Consider the following 13,173-nt stretch of genomic DNA (forward strand, 5'->3'; position numbering starts at 1 on the left):
CGCTCCGGCCTCAGTGCGCGCCGCGCGCCGCGACCGCGCCGCCCATCGGCTCGAACGGCGTCTCGTGCGCGGTCGGCCGGTGGGCCGCGCGCGCCGCGATGCAGGCCTTGATGCTGTAGACCAGCACGCTGAGCACCACGAACATGAACAGCGCGCACAGCGCGGCATCGAGCCGGTCGTTGAAGACGATGCGCTCCATCGCCGCCGTGGTCTTGGCCGGTGCCACCAGCACGCCGTTGGCCAGGCCCTCGCTGTACTTGGCCGCATGCGACAGGAAGCCGATCTTCGGATCGCTCGAGAAGATCTTCTGCCAGCCCGCGGTCAGCGTGCAGGCCAAAAGCCACGCGGCCGGCGCCGCCGCCACCCAGGCATAGCGCTCGCGCTTCATGCGGAACAGCACCACCACGCCGAGCAGCAGCGCCACCGCGGCCAGCATCTGGTTCGAGATGCCGAACAGCGGCCACAGCGTGTTGATGCCGCCCAGCGGATCGACCACGCCCTGGTAGAGGAAGTAGCCCCAGGCCGCCACGCACAGCGCGGTCGCGACCAGGTTGGCCGGCAGCGAGTCGGTGCGCTTGAGCGCGGGCACGAAGCTGCCCAGCAGGTCCTGCAGCATGAAGCGGCCCGCGCGCGTGCCGGCATCGACCGCCGTGAGGATGAAGAGCGCCTCGAACAGGATCGCGAAGTGGTACCAGAAGGCCATCATGGCCTGGCCGCCGATCACCTGGTGCAGGATGTGCGCCATGCCGACCGCGAGCGTGGGCGCGCCGCCGGCGCGGCCCAGGATGGTGGTCTCGCCCACGTCCTTGGCGGTCTGCACCAGCATCTCTGGCGTGACCACGAAGCCCCAGCCCGAGATGGTCTGCGCCGCCTGCTGCACCGTGGTGCCGATCAGGGCACCGGGGCTGTTCATCGCGAAGTAGATGCCGGGCTCGATGCACGAGGCCGCCACCAGCGCCATCACGGCGACGAAGGACTCGGCCAGCATGCCGCCGTAGCCGATGAAGCGCGCATGGCGCTCGTTGTCGAGCATCTTGGGCGTGGTGCCCGAGGAGATCAGCGCATGGAAGCCCGACACCGCGCCGCAGGCGATGGTGATGAACAGGAACGGGAACAGGTTGCCCGACCACACCGGGCCGTTGCCCTGCGCGAACTGCGTCACCGCGGGCATCTGCAGCGTGGGCGCCACGACCACGATGCCGATCGCCAGCGCGATGATGGTGCCGATCTTCAGGAAGGTCGACAGGTAGTCGCGCGGCGCGAGCAGCAGCCACACCGGCAGGCTCGCGGCGACGAAGCCGTAGCCCACGAGCATCCAGGTCAGCGCCTTGCCGTCGAAGGTGAAGGCCGGGCCCCAGACCGGGTCCTGGCTCACCCACTGGCCGCCGAAGATCGCGAGCATCAGCAGCACGAAGCCGATGATCGACACCTCGCCGATGCGGCCCGGGCGGATGTAGCGCAGGTAGAGGCCCATGAAGACCGCGACCGGAATCGTCGCCGCCACCGTGAAGGTGCCCCACGGCGATTCGGCCAGCGCCTTCACCACGATCAGCGCCAGCACCGCGAGGATGATGATCATGATCATGAAGGTGCCGAACAGCGCGATCATGCCTGGCACCACGCCCATCTCCTGCTTGACCAGGTCGCCGAGCGAACGGCCGTCGCGGCGCGTGGAGATGAACAGCACGATGAAGTCCTGCACCGCGCCCGCGAACACCACGCCCGCGAGCACCCACAGCAATCCGGGCAGATAGCCCATCTGCGCCGCCAGCACCGGCCCCACCAGCGGACCCGCGCCCGCGATGGCGGCGAAGTGGTGGCCGAACAGCACGTTCTTGTCGGTCGGCACGTAGTCCAGGCCGTCGTTGTGGCGGTGCGCCGGCGTCTTGCGGTTGCCGTCCAGGCCCAGCACCTTGTCGGCGATGAACAGGCTGTAGTAGCGGTAGGCGATCAGGTAGGTGCAGATCGCGGCGGCGACCACCCAGATCGCGTTGATCGTTTCCCCCCGGCTCAGGGCCACGGTGCCCAGCGCGAACGCGCCGAACACCGCGATGACGAGCCACACCAGGTGGCGGCGGATGCTCTGCATGCTTTGTCTCCTCGGATTTGTCGAACCCCGGGAGTCTTGCCGGACATGCGCGCGCTGCCATCCGTCGCACCGCGCAGGCCGGGCGCGTGGCTTTGCGTAATGGAAAACCCGAGGGCCTAGCCCGGCCGGCGCACCTGCACCGGCTGGCGCGACCAGTAGATGCCGTCGAGCCGGTCGAGCCGGACCTCGCCGCCGGTCGAGGGCGCGTGCACGAAGCGGTTGGCGCCGACGTAGATGCCGGCATGCGTGGGCGTGCCCGCGCCGAAGATCACGAGGTCGCCGGTGCGCATCTCCGCGGTGGGCACGCTCTGGCCGAACGAGGCCATGCGCGCCACGGTGCGCGGCGCGGCCTGGCCCACGCTCTCGCGGTAGACATAGCCGATCAGGCCGCTGCAGTCGAAGCCGCCGGCGGGCGTGTTGCCGCCGTAGCGGTACGGCGTGCCGACCAGGCCGAGCGCGTGGATCGCGATGCTGTTCGATTGCTCGTCGCTCAGCGGCGAACTGCGCACGGTCGGGGTCGAGGGCGAGGAGGGCGAAGTGGGCCGGCTCGCGCAGCCCGCGGCCAGGATCGCCACCGCGCAGGCCCCGGCGGCAAGGAAGCGATGCAGTTGCTTCGGGATGCGGTGGCCGGGGTGGTGCGCGCGTGCGTCTGGCATGTCGAGGGCGGGTCTTGTGGACGTGCGCGCACTCTAGCGCGAATGCGCGCGCGCCAAAAGCAAACCCTCCGCGCTCCACGCGCATCGGATGCGCGGGCCCGCGGAGGGCTGGGGATGCGGCGCGCGCGAGGCGCGCCGCGGGGCACGGGATCAGGCCTGCGGTGCCGCGCCGTTCACCACGTCCTTCAGCGCCTTGCCGGCGGTGAACTTGGGGGCCTTGCTGGCCTTGATGGTCAGGGGTTCGCCGGTCGACGGGTTGCGGCCCGTGCGCTCGGGACGGCTGGTCACCGCGAAGGTGCCGAAGCCGATCAGTTGCACCGTGTCGCCGCCGGCGAGCGCGCGCGAGAGGTTGTCGAGGGCGGCGTCGAGGGCGCGCGCGGCGTCGGCCTTGCTCAGGCTGGTGTCGTTGGCGATGGCGGCAATGAGGTCGGTCTTGTTCAAAACGAGTGATTCCTTGTGGATTGAGATGACGGTTCGGTGACGCCCCCGCGCGGCGAAGCGGCGGGGGCGCACCGGCTCGAATTTAACGGGCGCTACGCCGGCCTCCGGCCGGCACGCACGCGAAAGCGAGGCAACGTGAACGATGCACGGGTCCGGAGCGATCCATCCCCGCGCGGCGAGGCTGCGGTTCTACCTCATGCGGGCGCGGGTTGTGCGGTCGGCGCGACGCCGGCGCTCATTCGTTTACGTCCGTTTCGTTCGGAAACTCCGAAGTTCGCGCCAAGTGCGTGCCAACGGGAACTTTTGCGGCGCATTCAGCGCCGCTCGAACTCCCTCGCATGCTCCACCGCATACTTGATCAGCTCGGCCTGCCCCTCGATCCCGAGCCGCCGCTTGATGCTCTGGCGGTGCGCCTCGACCGTGCGCACGCTCAGGCCGAGGTCGCGCGCGATCTGCTTGCTCGATTCGCCGCGGCCCAGCGCCGCGAGGATCTCGCTCTCGCGCGGCGTGAGCAGCGGGCGCGGCGTCTGGTTGCGGAACAGCTTCCTCGACACGGCCGGGCTCAGGAAGGTACCGCCCGCGGACACGGCCTCGATGGCCGCGACGATCTCCGACGCCGGCGCATCCTTCAGCACGTAGCCGTGCGCGCCGGCCTGCAGCGCGCGCTGCACGTACTCGGGGTTGTCGTACATGCTGAGCATCACGACGTGCGGCGCGGGTTCTCGCTCGAGCAGCAGCGCGGCCAGCTCGATGCCGTTCATGTCCTTCATGCCGATGTCGACCAGCAGCAGGTCGGGCCGCACGCTGTCCATCTGCGCGAGCGCCTCGGCCGCGCTGCCGGCCTCGCCCGCGATCTCCAGCCCGGGCAGCGCGCCGAGCCGCGCGCGCAGGCCGTCGCGCACCAGCGGATGGTCGTCCACCAGGAAGATGCGGATCGGAGCCGGGGTGCGGGCCTTGGCGGTCGTCATCGTCGGGGCGTTCGTCAGGTGGAGGGGGAAAGGGGTGGCACGGCCCGCGCGGCCGCGGCGGGCACGATCGCGACGATGCGCGTGCGCCCGCTGCCCGAGCGCACCACGAGCTGCCCGTCGATCGAGGCCACTCGCTCGCGCATGTTGCGCAGGCCGATGCCGCGCCGCGGATCGAGCTGCACGGCATCGACGTCGAAGCCGATGCCGTCGTCGCCGACCTCGAGCCGCACCTCGCGCTCGCCGAAGGCCAGCGCGATGTGCACCTCGTGCGCGAGCGCATGCTTGCGCACATTGGTCAGCGCCTCCTGCGTGGTGCGGAACAGCGCGGTCTTCACCTCCTGCGAGAGTTCGAAGGGCTCGCCCTCGACCATCAGCGAGGCGGCGGTCGTCCCCTGGCCCTCCTCGCCGAACTCGTCGACCAGCCGCTCGAGCGCGGCCGGCAGGCCCAGCGTGTCGAGCAGCGCGGGGCGCAGCCGGTGCGAGATGCGGCGCACCTCGGTCAGCGAATCGTTGAGCCGCTGCAGCGCCTTGCCCAGCGCGGGCGGCGCGGGATGCCGCGCGCGATCGAGCGCATCGACGGCCGACTCGATCAGCAGCTTGGCCGACACCAGGGTCTGGCTGGTACCGTCGTGCAGCTCGCGCGCGAGATGGCCGCGCTCCTCCTCCTGCGACTGCACCACGCGGCGCGCGAGCAGGCGCAGCTTGGCCTCGGCCACGCGGTGCTCGCTGAGGTTGAGCAGCAGGCCGCCGGCGCTGACCACGCCCAGGCACAGCGCGGCGATGCCGGCGATCCACAGCAGGGTGGTCGTGACGTTGGCGCTGATCTGGCGGTCGAGCGACTGCATGGTGGCTTCCATGTCGTCGAGGTACAGGCCGGTGCCCACCATCCAGTTCCAGCGCGGCAGCGCGACCACGTAGCCGAGCTTGGGCGCGCGCTGCGTGCTCGAGGGCTTGCGCCATTCGTACTCGACGTAGCCCCCGCCCTCCTTCGCGCGCGCGATCAGGTCCTGGATCGTGAAGCGGCCCTTCGAATCCTTGAGCCCCCAGAGGTCCTGGCCCACGAGGTCGGGCTGGCGCGAATGCATCAGCGAGCGGCCCTGCAGGTCGTAGACGAAGAAGTAGCCGTCGTCGCCGTAGTCGAGCGCGGCCAGCCGGCGCAAAGCCTCGGCGCGCGTGGCCTCGTCGTCCTGGCCCGCGTCGTACAGCGGCTTGACGATGCTGATCGCGAGGTCGACATAGCTGCGCAGCTCGTTGCGCCGCTGGGTCATGTAGCTCTGCTCGATCAGCGCGCGCTCGCGTTGCGCGAGGTCGTGCTCCTGGTGCCGCACGGCGAGCGCGACCAGCACCAGCGCCACCAGCAGCGGTGCGACGGCCAGGGCCACGATCTTGGTGCGCAGGTTCATGTCGGGCGCGAAGACTACCACCGCCCCGCCGGCAGGCGCGCAGGGCCCGGGCCTGGCTCAGTGCGGCGAGGTCGGCCGGCCCGAGGCCACCCAGGCATCGAGCCCGCCGGTCAGCGGCAGCGCGCGCCGCGCGCCACGTGCCAGCAGCACGCGCGCGGCCTGCGCGGCCGACACCTCGTTGGGGCAGTTGCAGTACAGCACCACGTCGCGCCCGGCCGCGGCCGACAGGTCGAGGCCGCGCTGCTGCAGCGCCTTGAGCGTGTACGACAGCGCACCCGGGATGCGGCGCGGATCGACCTGCCGGCCGGCCGCGCCGCGCACGTCGATCACCAGCGGCGGCTCGTCGCCCGCGAGCATCTCGTGCAGCTCGTCGACCGAGATGCGCGGCATGCCGGTCAGGCGCATGAAGGCGCGGCGGCGCCACCAGCGCACCACCAGGAACACGACCAGCAGCGCGCCCAGGGCCATGGTGGCGATGCCGCCGGCCTGCGCCATCACCGCGAGCACGTCCTGGATCTGGTTGCGGAAGCCCCAGCCCAGGCCGAGGAACAGGCCGGTCCAGATCAGCGCGGCGCCGATGTCGAAGCCGATGAAGCGCGGCACCGACATGCCGAGCGCGCCCGCCATCGGCGGCGCCACCACCGACACGCCCGGCACGAACTTGGCGGCCACCAGCGACAGGCCGCCCCAGTCGCCGATCAGCGATTCGCCGCGGCGCACGCAGGAGTCGGGCGCCAGCGAGATCCGGCACAAGAGGCGCATGAAGCGGTAGCCGAAGCGCCGCCCGGCATAGAACCACGCACCGTCGCCCAGCAGGTTGGCCGCCACCGCCGCGAGCACCACGCCGGCCAGCGAGATGTCGCCGGCCGCGAGCAGCGCGCCGGTGACCACCAGCACCGCGGCCGCCGGCACCGGCAGGCCCAGGCGGGCGGCGAAGCTGGCGGCGAACACCACCAGGATCGCGTTCTGCACCAGGAGCGACATCAGCTGTGCCATGGCAACGGCTCCGTGATGGCGAAAGAGGGTGCGGACGTGGTCATGGGCGGCATGGATTCTGCGGCATGGCGCAAGGGCCTGTCGCCGGGAGGCCATTGGCCATGCGGGTTGCGGCGCGTTCCGGGGGTCATGGCCGGCCCCCGCGCGACGGGTTCAGGCCGCCGGCCGGGCGACGCTGAATTCGAAGGTATTCACGCCGTCCGCGCTGGCCGCGGCGACCTGCCCGCCATGCATGCTGGCCACGGCCCGCACGATCGCCAGCCCGAGCCCGTGGCCATGGTGCTCGCCGCCGTCGTTGCGCGCGGCATCGACGCGGTAGAAGCGGTCGAACAGGTGCTGCAGGTGCGCCTCGGCGATGGGCGCGCCCGGGTTCGACACGCCGATCCAGGTCGCCGCGGGCGTCTCGCGCAGCCGCACCGCGATGCGCGCGCCCGGCGGCGAATGCTCGATCGCGTTCTGCAGCAGGTTCGACATGGCACGGCGGAACAGCGCGGTCTCGAGCTGCGCCTGCGCCAGCACGTCGCCCTCGATCTCGACTTGCACGCCGCTCTCCTCGAGCACGAACTCGAAGAACTCGATGGTCTTGCGCACCTCCTGCGCCACCGGCGTCAGCACCAGGCCGGTGGCGACCTCGCCGCGGTCGGCGCGCGCGAGGAACAGCATGTCGTTGACGATCGAGCGCAGCCGCTCCAGGTCCTCGAGGTTGGCCTGCAGCACCTCCTCGAACTGCGGCGCGCTGCGCTGGCGCGACAGCGCGACCTGGGTGCTGCCGATCAGATTGGCCAGCGGCGTGCGCAGCTCGTGCGCCACGTCGGCATTGAAGGCCTCGAGCTGGCCATAGGCTTCCTCGAGCCGCGCGAGCGCGCCGTTGAAGGCCTCGGCCAGCCCCGACAGCTCGACCGGCAGCGCGCCCGAGCGCAGCCGCTGCGAGCGCATCTTGGGCCGCAGTGCCTGCGCCTCGCGCGAGAGCTGGTCGAGCGGGCGCAGGCCGACGCGCGCGATCCAGTAGCCGGCGGCCGCCACCACCAGCACCGCGCCCAGGCCCAGCGACACCAGCGCCGTGAGGAAGGTGCGGCGCGTGCGCGCATAGGGCTCGGTGTTCTTGCCCACGATCAGCCGCACGGCCGGGCGCTGCTCGAACGGCGGGATGTGGGCCGACAGCGTGCGGTAGGGCTTCTCCTCGCCGGGCAGCAGCAGGCTGCGGCCGGTCTCGCGCGTGAGGGCGTCGATCTCGGCCATGCCCTTGCCGTACTGGAAGCGCGGGTCGTCGCTGAGCACCCAGAAGCGGGTGCTGCCGTCCTCGGGCGTCAGTGCGTCCATGCGCGCCTGCACGCGCGGCCAGCGCTCGGGCGTGCCGATGGCCTGGATCCAGAACTGCAGGCTCTTGACCGTGGTGTCGAGCTCCTCGTACTGGTGGCGCTCGAGCTCGCGCAGCAGCACGCCCTGCAGCGCCGCGCCGATCAACGCGAAGGTGGCGAGCGCCGCCGCCGCGAACATCAGCACCAGCCGCGCGGCGATCGAGCGCTTCATGGCGTGGCGCCGTCCTCGCGCAGCTCCATCACGTAGCCCATGCCGCGGATGGTGTGCAGCAGCTTGGGCGAGAAAGGCACGTCGATCTTGTCGCGCAGCCGCTTGATCGCGACCTCGACCACGTTGGTGTTGCTGTCGAAGTTCATGTCCCACACCAGCTCGGCGATCGCGGTCTTCGAGAGGATCTCGCCCTGGCGCCGCGCCAGCACCGCGAGCAGCGCGAACTCCTTGGCCGTGAGGTCGATGCGGGTGGCGCCGCGGAAGGCCTTGCGCGCGAGCAGGTCGATCTGCAGGTCGGCGATGCGCAACTGCATCGGCTCCTGCTTGCGGCCGCGCCGGTTCAGCGCCTGCAGCCGCGCCAGCAGCTCGAGGAACGAGAAGGGCTTGACCAGGTAGTCGTCGGCGCCCTCGTGCAGCCCCTTGACGCGGTCCTCCACGCGGTCGCGCGCGGTCAGCATGATCACCGGCGTCTGCTTCACGGCGCGCAGCCCGCGCAGCACCGAGAAGCCGTCCTGGCCCGGCAGCATCACGTCGAGCACGATCACGTCGTAGTCGTGGGTGAGCGCCAGGTGCTGGCCGTCGATGCCGTTGTGCGCCATGTCGACCGCGCAGCCCTGCTCCGTCAGCCCCTTCGAGAGGTAGTCGGCGGTTCTCAACTCGTCTTCGACGATCAGGATCTTCATGGCGTGGCGTTGTCTCCGGTGCTCAATGCGCCTGCGCCTGCGAGGGTGCCTGCCCGGCCTTGGCCGCCTTGCGTGCCATGCGCGCTTCCTTGCGGCGCAGGTACCAGTAGTGGGCGCGGTCGAGGTAGAGGTAGACCACCGGCGTGGTGAACAGCGTGAGCGCCTGCGAGAGTACCAGCCCGCCGACCATGGCGTAGCCCAGCGGCCGGCGCAGCTCGGAGCCCGAGCCGTGGCCCAGCATCAGCGGCAGGCCCGAGAGCAGCGCGCACATGGTGGTCATCATGATCGGGCGGAAGCGCAGCAGGCAGGCCTGGTAGATCGCCTCGTGCGGCTTCATGCCCTGTTCGCGCTCGGCCTTGAGCGCGAAGTCGATCATCATGATCCCGTTCTTCTTGACGATGCCGATCAGCAGGATGATGCCGATCAGCGCGATCACGCTGAGGTCGTAGCCGCCCGCCATCAGGATCAGCAGCGCCCCCACGCCGGCCGAGGGCAGGGTCGAGAGGATCGTCAGCGGATGGATGTAGCTCTCGTAGAGCAGGCCCAGCACGATGTAGACCGCCACCAGCGCCGCCGCGATCAGGTAGGGCTGCGAGGCCAGCGAATCCTGGAAGGCCTGGGCCGTGCCCTGGAAGGCGCCGGTCAGCGACTGCGGCATGCCCATCTCGGACTGCGCGGCCTTGATCGCGTCGACCGCCTGGCCCAGCGAGGCGCCGGGCGCGAGGTTGAACGAGATCGTCACGGCCGGGAACTGGCCCTGGTGGCTGATCGAGAGGTAGGCGGTCTTGCTGGTGTCGACCTTCACGAAGGTCGACAGCGGCACCTGCTGGCCGGTGGCTGGCGCGCTCAGGTAGAGCTTGTCGAACAGCGCCGGATCCTGCTGCAGCGCGGGCGTCACCTCGAGCACCACGTGGTAGCTGTTGAGCTGCGTGAAGTACTGCGCCACCTGGCGCTGGCCGATGGCGTCGTACAACGTGGCGTCGATCGCGGCCGGCGAGATGCCGAAGCTCGAGGCGCGGTCGCGGTCGATGGTCAGCACGGCCGAGGCGGCGGCGTTCTGCTGGTCGGTCGCGAGGTCGGTCACCTCGGGCACCTGGCGCAGCTTGGCCAAAAGGCGCGGCGCCCAGGTGTTGAGCTCGTCGAGGTTCGAGTCGGTCAGCGTGTACTGGTACTGCGTGCGCGAGGAGCGCCCGCCCACGCGGATGTCCTGACCCGCCTGCAGGAACAGGTTCACGCCCTGCACCTTCGCGAGCTGCGGGCGCAGCCGCGCGATGATCTCGTCGGCATTGGCGGTGCGGCCCTCGTCCTTGGGCTTGAGGCTGATGAAGAAGTTGCCGGTGTTGTAGGTCGACGAGCTGCCGTTCATGCCGAAGCCGGTCACGTCGGGGTCCTTGCGCACCACGTCGGCCAGCTCGAGCATGCGCGCGTTCATCGAGGCGAAGGAGGCATCCTGCGCCGACTCGGCGAAGCCCGAGATGAAGCCCGTGTCCTGCTGCGGGAAGAAGCCCTTCGGGATCACCACGAACAGCGCGCCCGTGGCCACCACGGTGGCGATGAACACCATCAAGGTGATGAACTGGTGGTCGAGCACCACGTGCAGCCCGCGCTTGTAGCCGTCGAGCATGGCGTCGAAGCCGCGCTCGCACAGCAGGTACAGCCGCCCGTGGCGCCGCGCATGCTCGTTCTTGAGGAAGCGCGAGCACAGCATCGGCGTGAGCGTGAGCGAGATCACCACGCTCACCACGATGGTCAGGGTGACGGTGACGGCGAACTCGCGGAACAGCCGCCCGACGATGCCGCCCATCAGCAGCAGCGGGATGAACACCGCGATCAGCGAGACCGAGATCGAGACGATGGTGAAGCCGATCTCGCCCGCGCCCTTGTAGGCGGCCTCCAGCGGCGCCATGCCCTCCTCGACGTAGCGGTAGATGTTCTCGAGCATCACGATGGCGTCGTCGACCACGAAGCCGACCGCGATGGTCAGCGCCATCAGCGAGAGGTTGTCGAGGCTGTAGCCCAGCAGGTACATCATGGCCACGGTGCCGAGGATCGCGAGCGGCACCGTCACGCTCGGGATCAGCGTGGCCGCCACGTTGCGCAGGAACACGAAGATCACGGCCACCACCAGCACGATGGTCAGGAGCAGCGTGAACTCCACGTCCTTGACCGAGGCGCGGATGGTCTGGGTGCGGTCGATGATGGCGTTGACGTCCACCGTCGGCGGGATCGAGGCCTTGAGCCGCGGCAGCGCGGCATTGATGCGGTCCACCGTCTCGATCACGTTGGCGCCGGGCTGCTTGGTGATGGCCAGCACGATCGAGCGGCCGTTCTGCACCGTGCTGCCCGCGGGCGCGGCGGCGCCGGCATAGGCCCAGCCCGCGATCTTCGCGTTCTCGGGGCCGTCGACCGCCACGCCGAGGTCGCGCACCCGGATCGGCGCGCCGTTGCGGTAGGCCAGCACCACGTCGTTCCAGGGCTGGGCCTTGAGCAGCTGGTCGTTGGTGTAGACGGTGAAGCTCTGGTTCGGCCCGTCGATCGTGCCCTTGGGCGCGTTGACGGTGGCCGAGGACAGCACGGTGCGCACGTCCTCCAGGCTCAGGCCCAGCGCCGCGAGCTTGGCCGGATCGACCTGGATGCGCACCGCGGGCTTCTGCGCGCCGCCGATGTTGACCAGGCCCACGCCCGAGATCTGCGAGATCTGCTGCGCGAGGATGTTGTCGGCGTAGTCGTTGACCTCGGTCAGCGGCAGCGTCTTGGACTGCACCGACAGGATCAGGATCGGCGAGTCGGCCGGATTCACCTTGCGGAAGGTCGGCGGGCTCGGCAGGTTGGCCGGCAGCTGGCCGGTGGAGGCGTTGATGGCCGCCTGCACGTCGAGCGCGGCGGCGTCGATGCTGCGGTCGAGGTCGAACTGCAGCGTGATCTGGGTGCTGCCCAGGCCGCTGGTCGAGGTCATCTGCGTCAGCCCCGCGATCAGCGAGAACTGGCGCTCCAGCGGCTGCGCCACGTTCGAGGCCATGGTCTCGGGACTGGCGCCCGGCAGGTTGGCCGAGACCTGGATGGTCGGGAAGTCGACCTGCGGCAGCGGCGCCACCGGCAGCAGCGGAAACACCGCGGCGCCGACCAGCAGGATGGCCAGCGCGAGCAGCGTGGTGCCGATCGGGCGCTTGATGAAGGCGGCGGAAATGCTCAATTGCGCACCCCGCTCGCGTTGTTGCCGCCGGCCGCGGTCCTGTTCTCGGCCACCGTGGCGCCGGGCCGCAGCTTGTACTGGCCGTCGACCACCACGCGCTGGCCGGCGGCCACGCCCTGGTCGAGCACGGCCGTGCCGTCGGCGATCTGCACCACATGCACCGGCACCGAGCTGGCCTTGTTCTCGGCATCGACGGCCCAGACGTAGGTGCCGTCCTGGCTGCGCTGCACCGCGGCGGCCGGCACGGTCAGCGCGCCGGCGCGGCGGTCGAGCTGCAGCCGCACGTTGACGTACTGGCCGGGCCACATGGTGTGCTGCGGATTGGCGAAGCTGCCCTTGAGCTGCACCGTGCCGTTGGTGGTGTCGATCTGGTTGTTGAGCAGGATCAGCTTGCCCGTGCCCAGCTGCTGCGTGCCGGCGCGGTCGTAGGCCACCACCGCGAGCGGCGCGGCGCCCTTCTGTTGCAGCCGGTTGATGTCCTGCACCGCGTCCTCGGGCAGCGTGAACTGCACCGCGATCGGGTCGATCTGGTTGATGACCACCAGCCCGCCGGTGTCGGCCGCATGGACGATGTTGCCGGGGTCGACCAGCCGCGCGCCCACGCGGCCGTCGATCGGCGCGTCGATGCGCGTGAAGCTCAGCTGCACCTGGGCGTACTGCACCTGCGCGGCATCGGTCTGCACCGTGGCCTCGAGCTGGCCGACCAGCGCCTTCTGGGTGTCGAGCTGCTGCTTCGTGGCCGCGTCCTGCGCGATCAGCGTGGTGTAGCGCGCGAGGTCGGCGCGCGCATTCCCGAGCTGCGCCTGGTCGCGCGCCTGGGTGGCGCGGGCCTGCGCGAGCTGGGCCTGCAGGGTGCGCGGATCGAGCTGCGCGAGCATCTGGCCGGCCTTCACGTCCTGGCCCTCGACGAAGCCGACCTTGTCGAGCTGGCCGTCGATGCGCGCCTTGACGGTGACGGTGGCCATCGAGGCCACGGTGCCGATGCCGCTGCGGTAGACCTGCACGTCCTGCGCCCGCACCGGCGCGGTGGTCACCAGCACCGGCGGCACCCTGGCCTCGGGCGTGGCGGCCGAGGCCTTGCGGCCCAGGGTCCAGGCGCCGCCGCCGAGCACGGCGACGAGGGCGGCGACGGCGAACCAGGCGGCGCTGCGTCGCGCGCGGGGAACGGCGTCGTCGCTGGCGGGGCCGGTGTGGGAAGGGGCTGGATTCGTCAT

At 70.6% G+C, this 13,173-nt stretch carries 10 protein-coding genes; all 10 read right to left on the reverse strand.

The genetic code is table 11. The annotated features are described in order from the left end of the window. Positions 1 to 10: 10 nt before the first annotated feature. Complete coding sequence (locus AC1HIL_RS29195; protein WP_261210734.1) at positions 11 to 2,089, reverse strand: carbon starvation CstA family protein; 2,079 nt, start codon at positions 2,087 to 2,089, stop codon at positions 11 to 13. A 116-nt stretch (positions 2,090 to 2,205) separates the two neighbouring features. Continuing rightward, complete coding sequence (locus AC1HIL_RS29200; protein ID WP_296728331.1) at positions 2,206 to 2,745, reverse strand: C40 family peptidase; 540 nt, start codon at positions 2,743 to 2,745, stop codon at positions 2,206 to 2,208. A gap of 150 nt (positions 2,746 to 2,895) precedes the next feature. Beyond that, entirely contained in the window at positions 2,896 to 3,186 is a 291-nt protein-coding gene (locus AC1HIL_RS29205; protein WP_057597217.1) for an HU family DNA-binding protein, read from the reverse strand. 314 nt (positions 3,187 to 3,500) lie between these two features. Continuing rightward, positions 3,501 to 4,154, reverse strand: coding sequence for a response regulator (locus AC1HIL_RS29210; RefSeq protein WP_057597216.1), 654 nt, complete (start codon positions 4,152 to 4,154; stop codon positions 3,501 to 3,503). A 14-nt stretch (positions 4,155 to 4,168) separates the two neighbouring features. Next, positions 4,169 to 5,557: a cache domain-containing protein gene (locus AC1HIL_RS29215; RefSeq protein WP_261210731.1), complete on the reverse strand. Its 1,389-nt coding sequence runs from the start codon at positions 5,555 to 5,557 to the stop codon at positions 4,169 to 4,171. Between the two features lie 57 nt (positions 5,558 to 5,614). Further along, a complete protein-coding gene (locus AC1HIL_RS29220) occupies positions 5,615 to 6,553 on the reverse strand; it encodes a DedA family protein/thiosulfate sulfurtransferase GlpE (RefSeq protein ID WP_057597214.1) in 939 nt (312 codons plus the stop codon). A gap of 153 nt (positions 6,554 to 6,706) precedes the next feature. Then, positions 6,707 to 8,083, reverse strand: a complete 1,377-nt coding sequence (locus tag AC1HIL_RS29225) for a heavy metal sensor histidine kinase (RefSeq protein ID WP_057597213.1) — start codon at positions 8,081 to 8,083, stop codon at positions 6,707 to 6,709. Next, entirely contained in the window at positions 8,080 to 8,766 is a 687-nt protein-coding gene (locus AC1HIL_RS29230; RefSeq protein ID WP_057597212.1) for a heavy metal response regulator transcription factor, read from the reverse strand. The genes AC1HIL_RS29225 and AC1HIL_RS29230 overlap by 4 nt, the downstream gene beginning before the upstream one ends. Before the next feature lie 22 nt (positions 8,767 to 8,788). Then, positions 8,789 to 11,959, reverse strand: coding sequence for an efflux RND transporter permease subunit (locus AC1HIL_RS29235; protein WP_413762572.1), 3,171 nt, complete (start codon positions 11,957 to 11,959; stop codon positions 8,789 to 8,791). After that, the gene (locus tag AC1HIL_RS29240) at positions 11,956 to 13,173 is read right to left on the reverse strand and encodes an efflux RND transporter periplasmic adaptor subunit (RefSeq protein WP_479670635.1); all 1,218 of its coding nucleotides are present in this window, start codon (positions 13,171 to 13,173) and stop codon (positions 11,956 to 11,958) included. Before AC1HIL_RS29240 ends, AC1HIL_RS29235 begins: the two co-directional genes overlap by 4 nt.

It is taken from the genome of Variovorax sp. ISS6 (assembly GCF_056523145.1).